A 19,926-nucleotide genomic window follows, 5' to 3' on the forward strand; every position below is an offset into this window, starting at 1 on the left:
CCATGTCCCGGTCCGTCCGCGAGTGGTCGGCACTCCCCCAGGAGACGCCGCTCCGGACGGTCCTCCTGTACGCTCCGTACGGTCTCTACGGCGGATTCGCCGCGTGGATCGTCGGATTCGCCGTCCTGCTGACCGTCGGCCAGGCGCTCGTCGGTTCCCCCGTCGCCCTCGCGCTGTTCGCGACGCTCGTCGGCGGTCCCGTCTCGGTCGTCACCCTGGCGTTGCTCGCCCGCCGCGACGGCCTCTCGAAGTGGACGGATAAACTGTTCCTGACGGATCGCCTCACCCGACGCGGGCTCGTGGTCGCGATCGCCCTCGGCGTCGCGGGGGTCGGCGTCGCGGGCAGCCTCTCGCCGCGGGGGACCGTGTTGCTCGTCTTCGTCGGAACGCCGGCGCTGGCGCTCGTCTCGAGCGCGGCCGAGACGGGAGTCGAGTTCGATCCGGAGGCGCGCCGGGTCGTGGTACGAAACGATCGACGGGTCGGGAGCGCGGCCGAGACGAGCGTCGATCTCGCGAACGTCGCGAGCGCCCGCAGAGTGCCCCTCGGCGCGCTCGGACTGTACGTCTGCCGGCGCGTCGGCGCGAAGCCCGTCCTCGTCTCGGTCCCCGAACGTCACCGCTTGGCCTTCGAGCGCGCGCTCGAGGACGGCGTCCGCGCGTCGCCGACCGCCGAGCCGAAGGCGCCGAGCACGACCCGACCGATGCGACTCGTGCTCGCGGTCGTCTCCCTCAAGTTCTTCGCGGTCGCGGCCGCGGTCGGCTACCTCGGCTACGCCGCCTCTACCCCGGGCTCCGATCGAGCGCTCGCTTTCCTCTCGACGCTGGTCTTCTTCGGCGCACTCACGCTCTGGTACGCCTGCTACGAGTCGTGGCTGGCGCGCCGGCAGCGAGCGCGCTCCGGGGAGTAGCTCCGGTGACGGCCGGGAACGCCTGCGCCCGCGGCTACGCCGACTCCTCGTCGGCCAGGTAGTCGTCCTGGACCGCGACGACCTCGCTCGAGTCGGCGCAGTCGCCGTACCGTCGCAACGGCTCCTCGTTGAGCGCCAGGAAGGTCTCGCCCCAGCGGAACGGCTCGAGCAGCGCCTCGGCCCGCTCGCGGTCGCCGAGGATACAGCAAGCGGCCGCCAGCGCCTCGACGGTGGTCAGCCGGAACGGACGGCCGTAGTTGACCGGGTTCGCGGCCACCAGAAAGGGCAGCGCCCGGTGGACGCCGTTCATCCGAAAGGCGGCCTCCTCGGCGGACTCCCAGGAGCAGTCCAGCGCGACCAGCGTCCCCAGCGCCTCGTCGGCGTCGGCCGGCGAGAGCGCCCGATCGGCGTGGGGGTTGAGGACGACGCCGTAGGGCACCTGCCGCATATTTCGGTAGAGCGTCGCCTCGTCGAACTGCTCGAGCCGGCGGGCGGTGCATTTCTCTGGGTCGTCGTCGCCCTCGTAGTAGACGTGACAGTCCACGGTCGACGCGAGGTAGGGGCGCCGACGAGAAAAGCGGGTCGGTCCCTCGAATCCGCGGCTCGGCGTCCCGGCGCGGTCGGTCCGTCGCGGGGGTACGGTTAGCCCTCGTGGATCGCCTCCCCGCGGTTCAGCCGCGCGGCGATCGTAAACGTCTGCTCGGCCTCGCGTCTGGTCGGGAAGTGCGCGGCCATGTACCGCGCCGTCGCGATCATCGGTGTTCGGCGGCGGGACTCGCGGTCGACGCGTCCGGTGTGCTCGCCGTCCGGGTGCCCGTCGGCGAGGTCGAATTGCCGGACCGCGGCCTCGAAGTTCTGGATCGCGTGGAAGCCAGCGTCCTCGCGCAGCAAGGCGTGGCCGAGGGTTCGCTTCAGCTCCCCGGGATCGCCCCCGCAGTCGAGGAACTCGCCGACGAGCCGCCCCGCCTCGTCGACCTCGCCCTCGACGTCGAACGTCTCGAGCAGGTCCTCGAGAACGCCCTCTGGATCCCGACCGGTGTCGTTTGCGCCCGGCTCCGGGATCGGCGCTGGCGGCGTGTTGAGGAAACGATCGAGGTAGACGCTGATCGCGGCGTCGAAGACGCCCCGATAGAGTTCGACGGCGTCGGTCCGGCGGGACGCCCCGTGGACCGCGTTCGCGTAGGTGAACGTGTGGTGGACCGTGTTCCAGTCGGAGAACTCGTTGGCCGTACCGAACTGCGCGATCCGCGTCGCGGCCGCGTGGACGACCTCGCTCGCGAGGGCCTCGCTCGTCGCCCCCTCCCGAACGGCGTCCGCGAGCGCGTCGACGATCGCCTCGGGGTCGTCCGCGAGCAGCGTCTCCCGGAACCCCTCCGGAACCGACCAGCTGCTCCCCTCGCCCTCGGCGACCAGCGCCTCGAGTCCCTCCGTCGCGGCGACGTCGCCGCCGTAGACGTCCTCGAGCAGGACGACGAGGTCGACGGGTCGGCGCCACGACGACCGTTCGTCGCTTCTGTCGGCCGTCACCAGGGGTTCGACGAGCGCCGCGATCGCGTCGTCGGCGTGCTCCGGACCGGCGTGCTCGAGGCTCTCGAAGGCCGTGTTCGCGAAGTCCAGCACGTGGCCCGTCGAGAGGTAGGGGTGGTCGGTCGCCGCGGCGAAGACCAGCTCGGCGAGCTCGCTCTCGGATCGGTCGGCCGCGACGGCGGTTCGCAGGCACCGCTCCGCGCCGTCGGCGTCCCGCACCTCGACGCAGTCGCGGAACCAGCGTTTCAGCCTGTCGAACGGAACCTCGCGGGTCGAGAGGGAGGGCTGGTCGAAGTTGGGCGGTTCGCCGGCGCAGTCGGCGGCGACGCGACGGGCCGCGGTGTACAGCGCCCGCTTGCGGTCCTCGGGTGCGAGGTCGTCGATCGCGTTCGCCAGACAGCCCAGGATCGTCAGCCCCGATCCCCAGCCGCCCTCGCGGTAGTCGGTGCCGAAATCGAGGATCGTCGCGGTCGGCTCGCGGTAGTCGACGCCGGCCTCGAGCAGCCCGATCGTCGCCTTCGCCAGGACGAGCCCGAGGTTCTCCTCGAGCCCGGTCTCGAGGCGGCTCTCCCAGTGCTCGGCGGGCGGGCGCTCGCGCTCGGGATCGGGATCGACGTAGACCTCGCCGCCCCGAACCTCGACGGGGTAGGTCTGTACGTCGTCGGCCCACGGATCGAACGTGTCCCCGCAGGCGAGTTCGAACCGCGCGTGGTGCCAGTGACAGGTGAGGACGCCGTCGTCGACGGTCCCCTCCGAGAGGGGAAACCCCATGTGGGGACAGCGGTTGTCGACGGCCCGAACCTCGCCCTCGTGGTGAAACAGCGCCAGCGGGGTGCCGTCGACGCTGACCTGCGCGCGCCCCCGCTCCCGCAACTCCTCGAGCGAGACGGCCGTCCGGAAGTCGTCGGTCGTCGCCATAGGCGTGGTATCGCGGACCACGGACGTAAGGGTTCGCGCTAGCGGTCCCAGAGGACGGTACTTTTGGCCCTGCCGCCGAGACCCGTTGGTATGGACGCCGTCGCCCTCGTCGACCGTTACTACGAGTCGCTCGACGCCCGCGAGTACGACGCCCTCGAGGAGGTCCTGGCGCCCGCGTTCGTCCAGCAACGCCCCGACCGCCGCTTCGAGGGCCGCGAGTCGTTCGTGCGGTTCATGCGCGAGGACCGCCCGAACGAGGCGACGCGCCACGAACTCGAGGACGTCCTCGCCGACGGCGGGAGCGTCGCGGTTCGGGGACGCGTGGTCGACGAGGAGACGGGGTCGGCGCTGTTCGCGTTCGCCGACTTCTTCCGGATCGAGGCGGGCGCGATCACCCGCCTCGAGACCTACAGTCGCTGACGGGGCACACTCAGGCCGAGCAGTTGTTCGGCCCCATCTCGAGTTCGACCCGATCTTCGGGCGCGAGCTCGAGCGCCCCGCGGTTGCGCTCGATGATCTCCTCGAAGTTCGCGGGCTTCTCGCCGGCGTCGGCCAACCGGTCGACGAACGCCTCCTCGTCGAGCTCGAGGGCGTCGATCCCCGTACGCGCCGCCCGGACCGTCGTCGAGATCTCCTCGCCGGGCGCACCGTGGGCGAACTCGCCGTCGGCCGTGACGGTGACGTGTCCCGGCAGGACGACGACGCTCTCGGGCTCGGCCAGGATCGTTCGGTGCAGCGTCTCGTAGAGCATCCGCGCACCCGTCTCGCCCTCGTCCTCGCTGAACTCGAGTTCGGTCCGACCCGTCGAGTCGACGTGCAAGGTGTCGGCCGTCAGCAGCGCCCGGTCGTCAACGAGGACGTTGATCATCTCGCTGGTGTGGCCCGGCGCGGCGATCGCTTTCAGCTCGCGCTCGCCGACCGCGAGCACCTCGTTGCGCTCGAGGGCGTCGTACTCGAACTCGACGTCGCGTTCGGTCGCGCGCTCGCTCAGGTAGTACGGCACCTCGAGTTCGTCGGCGAGCTGGCGGCCCCCTGAGACGTGGTCGGCGTGGACGTGGCTGTCGATCACCCCGACGACCGAGAGCCCGGCCTCCTCGGCGGCGACCGTGAACTCGTCGGTGTCCGCGGTCGGGTCGACGACGACGGCCTCACCGGTTTCTCCGCAGCCGACGACGTAGCCCAGACACCCCTTCGCACGACGCTGGACCTGGACGATCCGGGCGTCCCCGGTCCCCTCGATCTCGACCGCGTCGTAGACGCCGCTCCAGCCCTTCATCCCGCCGTCGACGGTCTCGACCGCGTAGGCGTCGGTCGCCGACTCGAGCTGGGTCGCCAGGTTCCCCGAGGAGAGCCCCTTCGCGCAGATGGTGATCACTCGCTCCGTGTCGCCGACCAGCTCCTCGAACTCCTCGAGGCGGCCGTCGACCTCCTCGTCGGGGCCGAACGGGAAGTGCAACGCGCCCGGGACGTGCCAGGAGTCGTAGCTGTCCTCGGGCCGCGTGTCCACGAGCGCGAACTCCTCGTCCCCGTCCTGCAGTTCGGCGAGTCGGTCCGCGGTGAGGGTCGTAACCATGCGCGTGGTACGTCGGCGATCGACGTAAACGTCCCCACGGCACGCGTCGGCACCACCGTGTCCCCTCGCGAACCGTCCCCTCGAGGACGAGGAGGCCGCTACGGGCTCGCGCAATCCTCGAGGCGATCCGGGGCCGCGCCCCGACGAGCGGCGGGAGCGATAGGTTCATCCCGCTGATCGAAAAACTCGGGAGCATGACACTGTCCGATGCGGTCGCGGGAGCCGTCGCGGCGTTGCGACGCCGGCCGGCCGACGTCCTGCCCTTCTACCTGCTCGGGGCCGCGATCCCGGCGATCGTCCGCGTCCTCCCGTTTCTGGGGGTCGCCGTCGCCGTCGTCTACCTCGAGCTCTCGGGGCGGCTCGACGCCGCGCTCGCCGACCTCGAGCCCGGCGCCCTCGAGCCGCCCGACCCCGAGGCCGAGCCGGCGGCGTTCGACGCCTGGGCCGAAGAGGTCGTTCCGCTGGCCGAACAGCTGTTTCCGCTCGAGGTGCAGCTGCTCGCGGCGGCCGTCGCCCTCGGGTCGATCGTCCTCGCGGTCGTGCTCTACGGGGCCGTCTCCGCCGGCCAGCTGTCGGCCTGTTACGGTCGACTTCGGGACGACCGCGGGCTGGCGGTCGGCCTCGCCGGGGCGGAGCGGTTCTGGCTCCGGTTCGTCGGCCTCTACCTCCTCGAGATCGGCGCCTGGATCGCCGTCGGCGCGATCGGGCTCGCCGGCGCCGCGCTGATCGGCGGCGCGCTCGCCGCCGCGACCGGAACCGGCGCCGCGGCGGCCCTCGTGGCCATTCCCGCCCTGCTCGCGGCCGCGGTCGCGTTCGCGGCGATCCGAGCCGTGTTCGCGTTCGCCCCCGCCGCCGTCGTCGTCGACGACGCGGGCGTGGTCGGCTCGCTGTCGGCGACCGTCGGCTTCCTCCGTCGCCACCCGATCGCGGCCGGCTTCTACTACGTCCTCGCGGTCGGCTCGACGGTCGCGCTGTCGGCCCTCACGAGCGTGTTCGTGGTGCTCGAGGTCCCCTCGATCGGGGCGCTGCTGACCGCCCTGGTCGCCCTTCCGTTTCTGGACCTGCTGAAAGTCGGGCTGTACGGCGGCCCGACGGGACGGCTCTCCCCGCCGCCGGCGCCCGAACGGTCGTTCCGGAGCCGCTTCGCCGACGGCCTCCGGCGGGGCTGGGCCGAGCTGCTCGCGTTCGTCCGAGCGACGCCGCTGTTGCACGCGTTCGTCGTCGCCGCCGCCGTCGGCACGTTCTGGGCCGGCTGGGAGCTGGCCGAGCCGCTGGTCGGCACTACCGAGACCTCCATCGCGGCCCGCCTCGAGGGTCACGTCCCGCCGACGGCCGCCGTCGAGTTCTTCGGAAACAACTGGACGGTCGCGTACACGACCGCCTTCGGCGGGCTCGCGCTCGCGGTCCCGGCGTTCGTCGCGCTGGCGTTCAACGGGCTAGTGATGGGAGTCACCGCCCGGCTCGAGGTCGAACTCGCCGAGCTCGCGGCGTTCGTCCTCCCTCACGGGCTCCTCGAGGTGCCCGCGATCCTCGTCGCCGGCGCGCTCGGGCTCTGGCTCGGGGCCGTCGGCTGGCGGAGGCTCCGCGGGCGCGCGAGCCGACGGGAGGTCGTCGACGCGCTCGAGCGGGCGTTCTGGGTCGTCGTCGGCCTCGGGATCGTGCTCGCCGTCGCGGGGTTCGTTGAGGGGTTCGTCAGCCCGTACTACTACGAGCCGTTCCTCTGAGATCGGTACGACTTAGTAGCCCATCTGCCGTTTCGGACTATGGCCAGTCAGCTGCGAGACGTCCGGGAGACGATCGCGACGTCTCCGGAGCCGTCCGATCCGTTCACCGACCTCCCGCGGCGGGAGTGGCGGGACGCCTTCTTCGCGCTCCCGGAGGCGGTTCGGGAGACGCTCGTCGCGGACATGGATCGGACCCAGCTAGAGCGGTTTATCGACCGACTCGATCCGGACGAAGTGACGGACGTTCTGGGGTACGCCGACGGGGAGACCCGCGAGGCGCTGCTCGCGACGCTGAACGCCCGACGCCGCGAGAAGATCGACTTCCTGCTGTCGTTCGATCCCGAGAGCGCGGCCGGGTTGATGAGCCTCGATTACGTCACCGTCGATCGGGATCGCGACTTCTCCGCGGTGACCGAGCGCGTTCGGCGCTTCGAGGAGCGAACGGGCCGCGTACCGACGATCTTCGTCACCGACGAGGACCGGCTCCTCGGCGAGCTCCCGGGTGTAGCGCTCTCGGTCGCCGATCCGCGGGCCGAGTCGATCGACGACTACGTTCGGGAGACGCCCCACGTCCGGTACGACCGCGACGACGAGGAGGTGCTCGACGTGTTCCGGCGGAACCGCGAGCGAACCGTCGCCGTGCTCGACGAGGACGGCGACGTTCTCGGCGTGATCCACGCCGACGATCTCCTGACGCTGCTCGAGGAGGCGCGGGGCGAAACCCTCTACGAGTTCACCGGGGTCGACGAGGAGGAGAGCGTCCTCGACGGGCCCGGCGAGAAGGTCAGGAGACGGTACAAGTGGCTGATTCTCAACCTCGGAACGGCGTTTATGGCCGCGGCGGTCGTCGGGCTGTTCGAGTCGACGATCGCGGCCGTCGCCATCCTCGCCGCCTACATGCCGGTTGTCGCCGGAATGGGAGGGAACGCCGGCACGCAGGCGATGGCGGTCACCGTCCGGGGGATCTCCCTGAACGAGGTCTCGCTCGACACCGGGAAACGCGTCGTCGTCAACGAGGCGATCGCCGGGGCGGTCAACGGCCTTATCACGGGCGCGCTCGTCGCCGTCGTCGCGATCGCGTTCTCCTTCGCCGAGTTCGGGCTCCTCCTCGGCGCCGTGATCGGGATCTCGATGGTCGCGAACCTGGTGATCGCGGGCTTTTTCGGCGCGCTAACACCGCTCCTGCTCGATCGGCTCGGGATCGACCCGGCCACCTCCGCGACGATCTTCATCACGACCGCGACCGACGTGCTGGGGTTTTTCGTCTTCCTCGGACTGGCCCGGGCAATCTTGCTGTAAGGGCGGTCGCGCCGAGACCCCGTCGATCGCCTACTCGGGGGTCAGCCGAACGACCGGGGCGTCCGCGTCGTCGATCGCGACGTACAGCGCGCCCGTCCCGGGGTGAACCTCGACGTCCCGGATCCGCCACCCCCGCCCCTCGAGCAGCGGCTCGCGCTCCTCGACGTCGGTGCCGTCGACGGCGAACCGACCCAGGTACCCCCCGGCGAGGTTACCGACGAACAGATCGCCGGCCCACTCCTCGCTGTCGCCGTCGTAAAAGGTCATCCCCGCGGGCGGGAACCCCCCGGAGCCACACTCCCAGTGGTAGACCGGGTCGACGACGTCGTCGCGCTCGTGGGACTCCTCGCCGACGGGGTCGTCGGTCCCGTACCGACAGCCGTAGCCCGCGACGGGCCAGCCGTAGTTTCCCCCGGCCTCGACGACGTTGATCTCGTCGCCGTCTTCCTCGCCGTGCTCGGACTGCCAGATCGCGCCCGTCTCGGGGTGGACCGTCATCCCCTGGGCGTTGCGGTGCCCGTAGCTGAAGATCGCGCCCTCGACGCCGCTGTCGTCCGCGAACGGGTTGTCGTCGGGGACCGAGCCGTCCGGCTCGAGCCGCAGCGTCGATCCGAGCCCGGTGGTCCTGTCCTGGGCGACGTGGTCGGGGCCGAACGCCTTGGACTGGCGGTCGCCGACGGTGACGTAAACCGCGCCGTCCTCGCCGAAGACGACCCGGGAGCCGAAGTGGCCGTCCGAGTCGACGAACGGCTCGACGGCGTAGAGCTCCTCGAACCCCTCGAGGCGTCCCGCCTCGAGGTCGAGCTCGCCGCGGCCGAGGGCCGTCGTCGACTCGCCGTCGCTGCCGGCCGTCGCGTAGGTCAGATAGAGCCACGGCTCGTCCGGGAACCCGGGGTGGAAGGCGGCGTCGAGCAACCCGCCCTGGCCCTCCGCGTACACCTCCGGGGCGCCGTCGACGGCCTCGACGTCGCCGTCGTTCGGATCGAGAACCGAGAGTCACCCCTCCCGCTCGGTTACGAACAGCCGTCCGTCGTCCGGGAGGGCCGTCAGGCTCCAGGGGTGGGCGAAGCCGTCGCCGACCGCCTCGACCGCGAGGTCGTCGCCGTCGCCCGCCTCGAGCACGTCGGCACAGCCGGCGACGGTCGCCGCGAGCGCGCCGCCTCCAGCGGCCAGAATCGCGCGTCGGTTCACGCGGGGGTCTCCGACCCTGGCGGGTAAAAAGCTTCCACGGCGGCTGCCGATCCCCCGCCTTCGCGAGCCGTCGGCTCGAGGGCGATCCGCCCGCTCCTGGCGGGATCTAACCGAATCAATAAAGGCTGACGGGTTCAACCTCAGAACACATGACAACGACGCTCGGAACGGCGAGCGCGGACCCCGGCGAGATCGACACGGGCCGTCTCGAGGTCGGCGAGACTCGAGACGGGAGCCCGTTCGGGCTCCCCGTCGCCGTGGTAAACGGCGCGAAGTCGGGCAAGACCCTCTACATGCAGGCGGTAAGCGACGGCGACGAACTCCACGGCGTCGGCGTCGTTCGACGTGTCGTCCCGCAGCTCGATCCGACCGAACTCAGCGGCACGATCCTGATCGTCGGCATCGTCAACTACCACGCCTTCCAGGTGGCCGAGCACCGCAACCCGATCGACGACACGAAGATGAACCGGGCGTACCCGGGCAACGCCGCGGGAACCTCGAGCGAGCGGATCGCGGCCGCGACCTTCGAGGCGGCCACTCGCGCCGACCTCATCCTGGATCTCCACCAGGGGTCGACCAGCCGAATGATCGACGAGGTCCGGGTTCGCTGTGGCACCCGCCACCGGCTCCACGGCGAGTGTCTCGAGCTGGCGAAGGTCTTCGGCTGCGGCTACATTCTCGACCAGAAAGGCCCCGAGGGCCAGCTCGCCCGCGCGGCGCCCGACGAGGGGATCCCGACCGTCGACCCCGAGCTCGGCGGCGCCGTCGGCTTGGACGAGAGCAGCGTCCGGAAGGGCGTCGAGGGCGTGTTCAACGTCTTGCGGTACTACGGCTTCCTCGAGGGCGAGCGCGATCCCGCCCCCCAGACCCGCGCGAAGGGGTTCGAACAGTTCGGCGCGCCCGCCGGCGGGCTCGTCGACCTCGAGCCGGAGCTCGGCGACCGCGTACGCGCCGGCGACACGCTGTTTACCGTGACGACACCCTTTGGCGAGCCCAAGCAGACGGTGACCGCCGACAGCGACGGGATCCTCTGGCGGATCCGTCGGCTTCCGCAGGTCGCGACCGGGGAGTACGTCTGTTCGGTCGCGACGGACATCGACGAGTACTGATGAGTGCCGATCTCACCTGCCCCGACTGCGGAACCGTCTACGCGGCCGGCCCCGACGAGCCGTGGCGCTGTGCCTGTGGCGCCCCCCTCGAGTTCGCCGACCGCCCGCTCCCCGAGGACCCGAGCGCGCTCGAACTCGAGCCCGGTCGCGGGCTCTGGAACTTCGAGCCGTGGCTCCCCCTCGAGGAGCGGGTCACCCTCGGCGAGGGCTTTACCCCGCTGGTCGACGCCCCTGGGTGGGACGCCGCCTTCAAACTCGAGTACGTCTTCCCGACGGGCTCGTTCAAGGATCGGGGCGCGACGACGACCCTCTCCCGGGCGGCCGAACTCGGCGTCGACCGGGTGCTCGAGGACTCCTCGGGCAACGCCGGCGCCGCGGTCGCGACGTACGCGGCCCGGGCGGGGATCGACGCGGAGATCTACGTCCCCGCAGACGTCAAGTCCGCGAAGCTGGGGGCGATCGAGCGAACGGGTGCCCGACCGGTTCGCGTCGAGGGGAGTCGGCAGGCCGTCACCGACGCCTGTATCGAGGCCGTCGAGGGAGCCGAGGACGATCCCGGCGACGCCGAAGCGAACCCCGCCACCCGCCAGCCCGGCGCGGGCTGGTACGCCAGCCACGCCTGGAACCCCGCCTTCTACGCGGGGACGATGACCTTCGCCTTCGAGATCGCGGCCCAGCGCGGCTGGACGGCGCCCGACGCCGTCGTGCTCCCCGTCGGCCACGGCACCCTGTTTCTGGGCGCCTACCGGGGCTTTTCGTTGCTGTACGAGGGCGGCGTCATCGACGAGATTCCGCGGCTGCTCGGCGGCCAGGAGGCGGGCTGTGCGCCGATCGCCGACGCCGTCGGCGACGGGACCGCGACCGACCCCGACGAACCGTCCGTCGCCGACGGGATCCGGATCGCCGAGCCCGTCCGCCTCGAGGAGATCCGCGAGGCGATCGAGCGGACCGACGGCGACGTCCTCGCCCTCGAGCCGTCGACGATCGAGGACGCCCTCGGGCGGCTCCACCGCGGCGGGTTCTACGTCGAGCCGACCTCCGCGGTCGCGCCGGCGGCCCTGGAGCGGTACCGGGAGCGCGGCGTCCTCGCTCGCGACGCCGACGTCGTCGTCCCGCTAACCGGCAGCGGACTGAAAATCGAGTGAGGATCGCGTTAGTTCCGCGATTTCTTCGCGCTCGAGTCGACCCGGGTTACGCGAACGTGAGACCCTTCTCGAGCTTCGCGTACAGCTCCTTCTGCTGGAAGTACGCCGCGGCGCCCAGCAGCGTCGGCGCCCAGAGGCCGACGAACAGGCCGGCGACCTTGTCCTCCTTGAGGTAGAACAGGTACCACGAGTACGCGACCGACAGCGCGGCCATCACCGACACGGGATCCCCGGACGACATCGGGGTCTCCTCGAGGGCGTTCGATTCCTCGGTTTCGGCTTCGTCGGCTTCGGTTAGCGTCGTCATGCACTCGCCGGAAGCCACAGCCGCGGTTGACGCTGCTGCCGGCGCATTCCGGGTTCGAGCGGAGATCGCCCGACGGTCGGCCGACGAACCGAGGCGGAACGAAACCCGACATTCCTTTACTTCCCCCCTGAATACGGGCGGGTATGTTCCTCTCCCTACGCGCGGAGGTCGAGAGCGCCCTCGAGACGGCGCTCTCGACGCTCGACTATCCGACCGACGATCTCGGGATCGAAGAACCGCCCGAGGACGTCGACAGCGTCCTCGCCTCGAGCGTGGCCTTCCGGCTGGCCGGCGAGGCCGGGGCCCCGCCGCCGCAGGTCGCCGCCGAACTCGCCGAAGAGATCGACGTCGACGAGCTAACGTACGTCGAGTCGATCCAGACCCAGGGACCGTACCTCAACTTCCTGCCGAGCGAGGCCTACCTCGAGTCGACCCTCGAGAGCGCGACGGCGGCCGACTACGGCGCCCTTGAGGACCGCGGGGAGAGCGTCGTCGTCGAGCACACGAGCGCGAACCCGACGGGACCGGTCCACGTCGGGCGCGCGCGGAACCCGATCATCGGCGACGCCGTCGCCAACCTGCTCGAGTACGCCGGCTACGACGTCGACCGCCACTACTACGTCAACGACGCGGGCCGCCAGATGGCCGTCTTCACCTGGGCCTACGAGACGTTCGACGAGTCGGAGTTAGAGAGCGAGCCCGAACGGGACCGCCCGGAGTACGACCTCGTGCGCTACTACCGGAAGGGCAACGCCTTCCTCGAGAACGCTCCCGAGGACGAGGTCGCTGACGCCGAGGCCGAGATCGAGTCGATCATGCAGGGCCTCGAGGAAGGCGACGACGAGGCCTACGAGCGGGTCAGCGAGGTCGTCGATCAGGTGCTGGGCCTGTCTCTTATACACANAGGTCGTCGATCAGGTGCTGGGCGGGATGACGGAGTGTCTGGCCCGCCTGCCCGCGGCGTTCGACGAGTTCGTCAAGGAGACGCGGTTCATGCGCAACGGCGACACCGACGAACTCGTCGCGCGGCTCAAGGAGCTCGACGAAGCCGTCTACGAGAACGAGGCCTGGCAGCTCGAGCTCGACGAGTACGGGATCGACAAGAACCTCGTCTTCCTGCGGGCCGACGGCACCTCGCTGTACCCCACCCGGGACCTGGCCCACCACGAGTGGAAGTTCGACAACTACGATCGCGCGGTAACCGTGCTGGGCGAGGACCACAAGCTCCAGGCCCGCCAGCTCCGGACCACCCTCGAGCTGCTCGGTAACGACACCGACCCGCTCCGGCAGGTACTGTACTCCTACGTCAACCTCCCGGAGGGGAAGATGTCGACCCGGCGGGGTACGGGCGTGGATCTGGACGACCTGCTCGACGAGGCCGTCGACCGCGCCCGCGAGGAGGTCGAGGACCGCCTCGACGACCGCATCCGCGACGACGACCTCGACGACGAGGACGTCGAACGCATCGCCCACCAGGTCGGCATCGGCGCGGTCCGGTACGACATCGTCTCGAAACAGCCCGCGAAGGCGATCACCTTCGAGTGGGAGCAGGCGCTTGACTTCGAGGCCCAGTCCGCCCCGTACGTGCAGTACGTCCACGCGCGCTGTTGTGGCATCCTCGAGGAGGCTGGACTCGATCCCAAGACGGCGCTGGCCGACCAGGACCTCGACCTCGAGTCCGCGGCCGACGCCGACCTGCTCGAGACCCCCGCGGAACGGGAGTTGCTCGAGACGATCGCCCGGTTCCCGGCGGTCGTCGACGAGGCGGCAGACGACCTGGAACCGCACCAGATCGCCACCTACACTCGCGAGTTCGCCGACCGGTTCAACGCCTTCTACCGGGAGTGTCCAGTCCTCGCCGAGGACGTCGATCCCGAGGTCCGGGAGGCCCGCCTCGCGCTCGTGGCGGCCTCGAAGCACACGGTCGCGAACGCCCTCTCGATCCTGGGCGTCGAGGCGCCGCGCTCGATGTAGACGGCGCGATCGATCGGGTTCGGCGGCTCGCGGGCCGCGTGACCCATCGACAGACGCGTCGCGCGTGTCAAAGGATACTTAGCCACAGCTCCGTTGTGTACCGACAATGAGCCAGGAGGCCGAACAGGAGCAATCCGACCGGAAGAAATACGAGTTCCGGAAGGTCATCGAGGATCTCAAGGACTTCGACGGCTCCGGCACGCAGCTCGTCTCGATCTACATTCCGGAGGACCGCCAGATCAGCGACGTCGTCGCACACGTCACGCAGGAACACAGCGAGGCGGCCAACATCAAGTCCAAGCAGACCCGGACGGCCGTCCAGGACGCGCTGACCAGCATCAAGGATCGGCTGCGGTACTACGACACCTATCCGCCGGAGAACGGCATGGTGTTGTTCTCGGGCGCCGTCGACTCCGGCGGCGGCCGGACCGAGATGGTCACGAAGGTCTTGGAGAGCCCGCCCCAGCCCGTCGAGTCGTTCCGCTACCACTGCGACTCCGACTTCCTCATCGAACCGCTCGAGGAGATGATGGCCGACAAGGGCCTGTACGGGCTGATCGTCCTCGATCGCCGCGAGGCCAACGTCGGCTGGCTGAAGGGCAAACGCGTCGAGGCCGTCAAGTCCGCCTCCTCGCTGGTTCCGGGCAAGCAACGGAAGGGGGGCCAGTCCGCACAGCGGTTCGCCCGGCTGCGCCTCGAGGCGATCGACAACTTCTACCAGGAGGTCGCCGGGATGGCCAACGACCTGTTCGTGCCCAAACGACACGAGTTAGACGGGATCCTCGTCGGCGGCCCCTCGCCGACCAAAGACGAGTTCCTCGACGGCGACTACCTCCACCACGAGATCCAGGACAACGTGATCGGCAAGTTCGACGTCGCCTACACCGACGAGTCCGGCCTGAAAGACCTCGTGGACAACGCCGAGGACGCCCTGGCCGACGCCGAGGTGATGAAGGACAAAAAGCAGATGGAGGAGTTCTTCGAGGAGCTCAACGCGGGCGAACTCGCCACGTACGGGTTCGAACAGACCCGGCGCAACCTGATGATGGGCGCGGTCGACCGTCTGCTGATCAGCGAGGACCTCCGGAAGGACGTCGTTATCTACGACTGTCCGGAGTGTGGCAACACCGATCGCGAGGTGATCGATCGGCGCAAGTCGACGCCCGATCACACCTGCAGCGACTGCGGCAGCGAGGTCGAGGCCACCGAGGAGGATCGCGAGGACGCCATCGACCACCTCATCGAGATCGCCGAGCAGCGCGGCACCGAGACGAAGTTCATCTCGACGGACTTCGAGAAGGGCGAACAGCTGTACAACGCCTTCGGCGGGTTCGCCGGCATTCTGCGGTACAGCACCGGCGTCTAGAGTCGCTCTTTTGGCGGGGATTACACCGGGAGAAACCCGCGATTGCTCGCGAAACGGTCACGACCGCTTATCGCTCCGGCGGGTCGGTATCGACCATCATGTGGCGGGGGAGACAGCCACGACGCCGCGTCCTCGCGGGGATTGCGGCCGGAGCGGTGCTCGCGACGACGGGTGCGGTCGGCTCGGAATCGGCCGTCGAGCCTCGCATTCTGGAGACGACCGCGCCCGTCGCGGCGGGCGATCGACTCGAGGTAACGGGGTCGCTCGAGAGCGCCGCAGCGACGACCGTCGACGTTCGCCTCGTCGTCGGGCGCGATCCCGAGAGCGTGGCGGAACGGACCGTCGAGTTCGAGTCCGACGAGCGGACGTCGATCACGCTCGGGTACGAGACGCCCCGCGTCGCGCGCACCCAGACGTTCCCCGTCCGGCTCGAGACGAGCGGTGGCAGCGACGAGCGCCTCGTTACCGTGGTCGGAACCGACGACGGCGAGAGCGCGGCGATCAGGCCGGCGGACGATCGCGTCGCGGTCCGGCCGGACACCGCGGTGCTCTTCGAGGTCGCGGCGGGGCGTCGCCTCGAACCCGGCGATCTCGAGTGGGCCGTCGACGACGCGCTCGCGGGCGACCTCGCGCTGGCGACCGACTACGCGTACGTCACCGGAACGGGCGCCTACCTCGCCGCGCCCGAGGCCGTCGGCACCCACCAGATCGGCGTCACCGTTCCGACCGCGTCGGGATCGGCGAGTCACGAGTGGATCCTCGAGGTCGATCCCCGGAGTCGGGGACGGCCGACGATCGAATCGCTCGACGGCGATCCCGGCGCGGACGCCACCGTCGGGATCGACGACGCCGTCGAGACCACCCTCGTCGCGCGCGACGACGCGGGCGCGCTCGACCGGGCTGTCTGGATCGAGGGCCAGAACCACACCGTGGTCGGGATCGACGAGCTCGAGGGCGAGCGCGCGGAGACGGCGCTCACCCGGACCGGACCCGGTTGGACGGCCGCGGGGTATCCGACGATGGCCCGGGTCGTCTGCGAGGACGGGCGAACGAGCGAGCTCGTCACCGTCGACGGCCCCGAAATCCGACCGCCGTTCGGGGTCGATATCGTCGCGACGAACGAGCCCCTCGAGGGCGGCGATCGGCTCGCGGTCCGCGTCGAGGTCACGAACGAAGGCGGGATGATGTTTATCGGCGACACGACCCAGGAGATCGAGCTGCTGGTCGGGACCGATCGGGAACTGGTCGATACGACCACCGTTACGGTTCCGTTCGGGACGACCGAGACGGTCGTCCTCGGCTACGAGACCTACCCCGTCGCCGAGACCGACGTCTTTCCGATTCGGGTCGAGAGCCCCGACGACGCAGCCGAACGGACCGTTGCGGTTCGGGGGATCGACGGGTGAACCTTTTGCTTGTTGCGTGCGAACGAATAGTATGGCTGGGGATGACACGGCGGGGGAACGGTACACGATCGTCGTTGCGCTCGCGAACCCCGGGGCCGTCGAGCAGTTGCTGCGGACGGCCTCGGATCTGGCGGCCCGCCACGACGGTCGGATTCACGCGATCGCCATCGAACACAAGCCCGTCAACTCCCCGTTCTTGCTGTTTTCCGACGAGTACATCTCCGCGGAGTACGCCGAGGACAGCACGCGACTCCTCGAGCGCGCCGAGCGCGTTTCGGAGGTGCCGATCACGACCGACCTCCGGGTCGGCAGCGACGTGCCTGGGGCCATCCGGGACGTCGTCCGCGAGGTCGACGCCGACGCCCTGCTGATGGGCTGGCGCGAGCGAGCGTCGGCCGCGGACGCGGTGCTCGGGACCTCCGTCGATCCCGTCCTGCGGCGACCGCCCTGCGACGTGCTGGTCGAGCGGATGGGGACGGTCGCCGACGGCGTCGAACGGGTGCTGGTGCCGACCGTCGGCGGCCCCCACGTCGGGCTCGCCAGCGACGTCGCCGCGGCCATCGCCGCGACCAACGGCGCGACGGTGACCGTCCTCTCGGTCGTGACGGGCGAGGGACCGATGGCCGATCCGGACGCCGCACGGGAGAAGGTTCGCCGAACCGCGGCGCAGCTCCCGGACGTTCCCGTCGAGCAGCGGGTCGTCGACGCCCCCGACTCTGTCTCTTATACACATCTCNGGAACCGGGCTGGTCCGCCCGCCGGTGATCGGCTCGGTCGCCGACACGGTCGCCCGCGAGGCCGAGTGTCCCGCCCTCATCGTCAAACACCGCACCGAGTCGCGGCTCGACCGCGTCCTCAAGCGGGTCGGCGCCGTTTCCGAGCGGTTCGCGAGATCCCGTGACGACGGGCGGCGTCGGTGACCGCCGACTCGAGGGCGGTTCGGTCGGCCGCCGAGGCGGCCTACTGCCGGAGCGCGGAGACGCAGTTCCAGCAGTAGGTGAACGTCCGGTCGGCGTCGTTTCTGGCGCCGCAGTGGGGACACTGTATCGTCTCCCCGTCGAACTCGAGTTCCGGATCGCCGTCGTCGTCGGACCCGCCCGTGTACTGTTCGGACCCCGGCGAGGATCCGGATCGAGACTGGTTGGGGCCGGGGTCGGCGACCGACGGGGACCGCACGCCGTCCCCGTCCTCGCGACGGACGTACGCGTAGTACAGTACCAGATGAAGAAGGGCGAACAGCGCCACGTAGCCGACGAGCCAGCCCCAGAGCTCCATCGCCGTGTGATACGGTCTCAATACACTTGGATATTCCTTCCCCAATCGCTCCGTGACAGTGTCCCGCGGCTGAACGAGGGCGGCTCCCGACACCCCGTTCCCGGCGCAGTCGGCGGGGCCGACCGCTACCGGGGCGGACGGAGATCCCGCTGGAACTCGTCGAAGACCTCGAGGTCCTCGGGGAGGTCGTACTCGAAGTGGCGCTGTTGCTGGCGGTTGACGCCGGCCTCCTCGATGGGCGTCGCGACGTCCTCCCAGCCCGGTTTGATCTTGACGCTTTTGGCGGGCATGCCGACGGCGATGTGGTGTGCAGGGATGTCGTGTTGGACGACTCCGCGGGCGCCGACGATGGCGTTCTCGCCGACCCTGTTGCCCGCCTGGACCATCGAGTCGTAGGTCAGCCTGACGTCGTCCTCGACGATCGTGTGGTAGTTGCGGACCTCGGTCTGGTCGACGACGTCGTGGTCGTGGCTGTAGACGTGAACGCCGTCGGAGATCGAGACGCGGTCGCCGATGGTCAGCTTCCCGCGGTCGTCCAGGTGGACGTCGTCGTGGACGACGGTGTTGTCCCCGATCGTGATGTTGTGGCCGTACGTGAACGTCACGCCCTTGAAGAACCGACAGTTCTCGCCACACTCCTCGAAGAGGTGGTCGGCGAGCATCCGCCGAAACCGAAGCGCGAACTCGACGTTGTCCGCGATCGGCAGGCTGTCGAACTGGCGCCAGAGCCACTGGATGTGCTTCGAGTGGCGGAACCGTTCTTCGTCCTTCTCGGCGTAGTACTCGCTTTCGAGGGTCGTGTTACACGGGTCGTAGCTCTGCAGACGAACCCGCTCGGCGGGGGTCATCGACTCGCCGTTTTGCCAGCGTTCGTAGGCGTCTCGGTCTCCCGAGAGGTCGATCAGCACGTCCTCGACGACCGAACAGGTGTCCTCCTCGCTCGAGAGGCGCCGATCGACCTCGTCGATGAACTCGCGCATTCCTGCTTCCGCCTCGTCGGGAAGCGAGACGTCCCGCTTTGTCATATCGTCCCGTTTTGCCCGCGAGGTGATATGAGTTCGGTTGTCGGCTCGAACGCCCTACCGAGCCCGCGACCCGGCGGCCAGCGGCGACGTCGCTCGAGCGAACGCGCCGTGCGGGACGATAGGTAGCTTGTTGTACGGGACGGTCCCACGATCGGTATGATCCTCGCGACCGCGCGGCGGGTGACCGACCCGTGACGTCGATCGCGCTCCTCGAGCGGATCGGACGGTTCACCAGCAAGTACTTCGTCGTCTGGGTGCTGATCGGCTCGGCCGCCGCGCTGTACGCGCCGCCGGCGTTCGTTCCGATCGGGAACTACATTTCGCCGCTGCTGGGTGTCGTCATGCTCGGAATGGGGCTGACGCTGACCCTCGAGGACTTCCGGCGGATCGCCGCGCGGCCGCGGGACGTGCTCGTCGGCGCGGCCGCCCAGTGGACGGTGATGCCCGTACTCGCCTTCGCGCTCGTCGCCGCGCTCGGTCTGCCCCGAGAGATCGGGGTCGGACTGATCCTCGTCGGGGCCGCACCCGGCGGAACCGCCTCGAACGTGATGACCTATCTCGGCCGCGGGGACGTCGCGCTCTCGGTGACGATCACGGCGGTGACGACCGTCGCGGCGCCGATCGTGATGCCGGCGTGGGTCGTCGCGCTCGCCGGGGAGTCGATCACCGTCACGTTCGCCGAGATGGCCCGGCAGATCGTCCTGATCGTCCTGATTCCCGTCGTCGCGGGACTGGTGCTCCGGTACGCCCTCGAGCGGCGTGCGCCGTCGGTCGCCCGGGTCGGAGTCTCGGTGTTTCCCGCGATCAGCGCGCTCACGATCGCCGCGATCGTCGCCGCGATCGTCGCGCTCAACGTCGGCGAGATCCGCGCCGCGAGCGCGGTCGTCCTCCTCGCGGTCGTCGTCCACAACGGACTGGGTCTGGCCGGCGGCTACGGCGTCGGCCGGCTCGCCGGGATGCCCGAGGCGCGGGCCCGGGCCTGCGCGTTCGAGGTCGGCCTCCAGAACAGTGGGCTCGCCGTCGCCCTCGCGGTCGCGTTCTTCGATCCGGTCGCCGCGCTGATCCCGGCGCTGTTCAGCGTCTGGCACAACGTCTCCGGCTCCGTCCTCGCGACGCTTTTCACGCGAGTCGACGACGGCGGCGGCCGTCGGTACGAGGCGACGGCGGCCGACGACTGAG

Annotated in this window: 16 protein-coding genes and 2 pseudogenes; 11 read left to right on the plus strand and 7 right to left on the minus strand. The window is 69.9% G+C overall.

The window, feature by feature from the left end; translation table 11 throughout:
• Positions 1–2: 2 nt before the first annotated feature.
• Complete coding sequence (locus tag C492_RS02985) at positions 3–908, plus strand: hypothetical protein (protein ID WP_008420380.1); 906 nt, start codon at positions 3–5, stop codon at positions 906–908.
• Positions 909–942: 34 nt separating this feature from the next.
• Here the strand turns inward: C492_RS02985 and C492_RS02990 are convergent, their stop codons facing one another.
• The gene (locus C492_RS02990) at positions 943–1,452 is read right to left on the minus strand and encodes a DUF367 family protein (RefSeq protein WP_008420382.1); all 510 of its coding nucleotides are present in this window, start codon (positions 1,450–1,452) and stop codon (positions 943–945) included.
• 98 nt (positions 1,453–1,550) lie between these two features.
• A complete protein-coding gene (locus C492_RS02995) occupies positions 1,551–3,353 on the minus strand; it encodes a Rieske (2Fe-2S) protein (protein ID WP_008420385.1) in 1,803 nt (600 codons plus the stop codon).
• A gap of 90 nt (positions 3,354–3,443) precedes the next feature.
• Here C492_RS02995 and C492_RS03000 point away from each other — a divergent pair, with 90 nt between their 5' ends.
• Entirely contained in the window at positions 3,444–3,773 is a 330-nt protein-coding gene (locus C492_RS03000; protein WP_008420386.1) for a nuclear transport factor 2 family protein, read from the plus strand.
• Between the two features lie 10 nt (positions 3,774–3,783).
• Here the strand turns inward: C492_RS03000 and C492_RS03005 are convergent, their stop codons facing one another.
• Complete coding sequence (locus tag C492_RS03005) at positions 3,784–4,926, minus strand: MBL fold metallo-hydrolase (RefSeq protein ID WP_008420387.1); 1,143 nt, start codon at positions 4,924–4,926, stop codon at positions 3,784–3,786.
• 194 nt (positions 4,927–5,120) lie between these two features.
• Here C492_RS03005 and C492_RS03010 point away from each other — a divergent pair, with 194 nt between their 5' ends.
• On the plus strand, positions 5,121–6,650 hold the full coding sequence (locus tag C492_RS03010; RefSeq protein WP_008420388.1) for a stage II sporulation protein M: 1,530 nt from the start codon (positions 5,121–5,123) through the stop codon (positions 6,648–6,650).
• A 39-nt stretch (positions 6,651–6,689) separates the two neighbouring features.
• Positions 6,690–7,949, plus strand: a complete 1,260-nt coding sequence (locus C492_RS03015) for a magnesium transporter (protein WP_008420389.1) — start codon at positions 6,690–6,692, stop codon at positions 7,947–7,949.
• Between the two features lie 30 nt (positions 7,950–7,979).
• On the opposite strand, the pseudogene C492_RS03020 reads toward C492_RS03015, so the two are convergent.
• Positions 7,980–9,140, minus strand: a pseudogene (locus C492_RS03020) (PQQ-dependent sugar dehydrogenase).
• Positions 9,141–9,289: 149 nt separating this feature from the next.
• Here C492_RS03020 and C492_RS03025 point away from each other — a divergent pair.
• Positions 9,290–10,249 (plus strand): succinylglutamate desuccinylase/aspartoacylase family protein, encoded by a 960-nt coding sequence (locus tag C492_RS03025; RefSeq protein WP_008420390.1) that lies wholly within the window; start codon positions 9,290–9,292, stop codon positions 10,247–10,249.
• Positions 10,249–11,394, plus strand: a complete 1,146-nt coding sequence (locus tag C492_RS03030) for a pyridoxal-phosphate dependent enzyme (RefSeq protein ID WP_008420391.1) — start codon at positions 10,249–10,251, stop codon at positions 11,392–11,394. The genes C492_RS03025 and C492_RS03030 overlap by 1 nt, the downstream gene beginning before the upstream one ends.
• A gap of 46 nt (positions 11,395–11,440) precedes the next feature.
• Here C492_RS03030 and C492_RS03035 read toward each other — a convergent pair whose 3' ends face one another.
• Entirely contained in the window at positions 11,441–11,701 is a 261-nt protein-coding gene (locus C492_RS03035; RefSeq protein ID WP_008420392.1) for a hypothetical protein, read from the minus strand.
• A gap of 143 nt (positions 11,702–11,844) precedes the next feature.
• Here C492_RS03035 and argS point away from each other — a divergent pair.
• From argS to C492_RS03055, 4 genes and pseudogenes are all read left to right on the plus strand, one after another.
• Positions 11,845–13,675: pseudogene (gene argS / locus C492_RS03040) on the plus strand (arginine--tRNA ligase).
• Between the two features lie 106 nt (positions 13,676–13,781).
• A complete protein-coding gene (prf1, locus tag C492_RS03045; RefSeq protein WP_008420394.1) occupies positions 13,782–15,041 on the plus strand; it encodes a peptide chain release factor aRF-1 in 1,260 nt (419 codons plus the stop codon).
• Positions 15,042–15,139: 98 nt separating this feature from the next.
• Complete coding sequence (locus tag C492_RS03050) at positions 15,140–16,447, plus strand: hypothetical protein (protein WP_008420395.1); 1,308 nt, start codon at positions 15,140–15,142, stop codon at positions 16,445–16,447.
• Positions 16,448–16,478: 31 nt separating this feature from the next.
• Complete coding sequence (locus C492_RS03055; protein ID WP_008420396.1) at positions 16,479–17,348, plus strand: universal stress protein; 870 nt, start codon at positions 16,479–16,481, stop codon at positions 17,346–17,348.
• A 59-nt stretch (positions 17,349–17,407) separates the two neighbouring features.
• Here the strand turns inward: C492_RS03055 and C492_RS03060 are convergent, their stop codons facing one another.
• Together C492_RS03060 and C492_RS03065 are read right to left on the minus strand one after the other, a co-directional pair.
• Complete coding sequence (locus tag C492_RS03060; protein WP_008420397.1) at positions 17,408–17,722, minus strand: DUF7577 domain-containing protein; 315 nt, start codon at positions 17,720–17,722, stop codon at positions 17,408–17,410.
• Between the two features lie 125 nt (positions 17,723–17,847).
• Positions 17,848–18,747, minus strand: a complete 900-nt coding sequence (locus C492_RS03065) for an acyltransferase (protein WP_008420398.1) — start codon at positions 18,745–18,747, stop codon at positions 17,848–17,850.
• A gap of 191 nt (positions 18,748–18,938) precedes the next feature.
• Here C492_RS03065 and C492_RS03070 point away from each other — a divergent pair, with 191 nt between their 5' ends.
• Positions 18,939–19,925 (plus strand): bile acid:sodium symporter family protein, encoded by a 987-nt coding sequence (locus C492_RS03070; RefSeq protein WP_008420399.1) that lies wholly within the window; start codon positions 18,939–18,941, stop codon positions 19,923–19,925.
• Position 19,926: the final 1 nt, after the last annotated feature.

The organism is Natronococcus jeotgali DSM 18795, from assembly GCF_000337695.1.
Classification (GTDB): Archaea; Halobacteriota; Halobacteria; order Halobacteriales; family Natrialbaceae; genus Natronococcus; species Natronococcus jeotgali.

Bases quoted from the DNA above. Each gene is read 5' to 3' on its own strand.
- C492_RS03015 (WP_008420389.1), top strand. From the start codon at position 6,690: ATGGCCAGTCAGCTGCGAGACGTCCGGGAGACGATCGCGACGTCTCCG.
- C492_RS03035 (WP_008420392.1), bottom strand. From the start codon at position 11,701: ATGACGACGCTAACCGAAGCCGACGAAGCCGAAACCGAGGAATCGAAC.
- prf1 (WP_008420394.1), top strand. From the start codon at position 13,782: ATGAGCCAGGAGGCCGAACAGGAGCAATCCGACCGGAAGAAATACGAG.
- C492_RS03010 (WP_008420388.1), top strand. From the start codon at position 5,121: ATGACACTGTCCGATGCGGTCGCGGGAGCCGTCGCGGCGTTGCGACGC.
- C492_RS03060 (WP_008420397.1), bottom strand. From the start codon at position 17,722: ATGGAGCTCTGGGGCTGGCTCGTCGGCTACGTGGCGCTGTTCGCCCTT.
- C492_RS03025 (WP_008420390.1), top strand. From the start codon at position 9,290: ATGACAACGACGCTCGGAACGGCGAGCGCGGACCCCGGCGAGATCGAC.
- C492_RS03050 (WP_008420395.1), top strand. From the start codon at position 15,140: ATGTGGCGGGGGAGACAGCCACGACGCCGCGTCCTCGCGGGGATTGCG.
- C492_RS03030 (WP_008420391.1), top strand. From the start codon at position 10,249: ATGAGTGCCGATCTCACCTGCCCCGACTGCGGAACCGTCTACGCGGCC.
- C492_RS03000 (WP_008420386.1), top strand. From the start codon at position 3,444: ATGGACGCCGTCGCCCTCGTCGACCGTTACTACGAGTCGCTCGACGCC.
- C492_RS02995 (WP_008420385.1), bottom strand. From the start codon at position 3,353: ATGGCGACGACCGACGACTTCCGGACGGCCGTCTCGCTCGAGGAGTTG.
- C492_RS02985 (WP_008420380.1), top strand. From the start codon at position 3: ATGTCCCGGTCCGTCCGCGAGTGGTCGGCACTCCCCCAGGAGACGCCG.
- C492_RS03065 (WP_008420398.1), bottom strand. From the start codon at position 18,747: ATGACAAAGCGGGACGTCTCGCTTCCCGACGAGGCGGAAGCAGGAATG.
- C492_RS03005 (WP_008420387.1), bottom strand. From the start codon at position 4,926: ATGGTTACGACCCTCACCGCGGACCGACTCGCCGAACTGCAGGACGGG.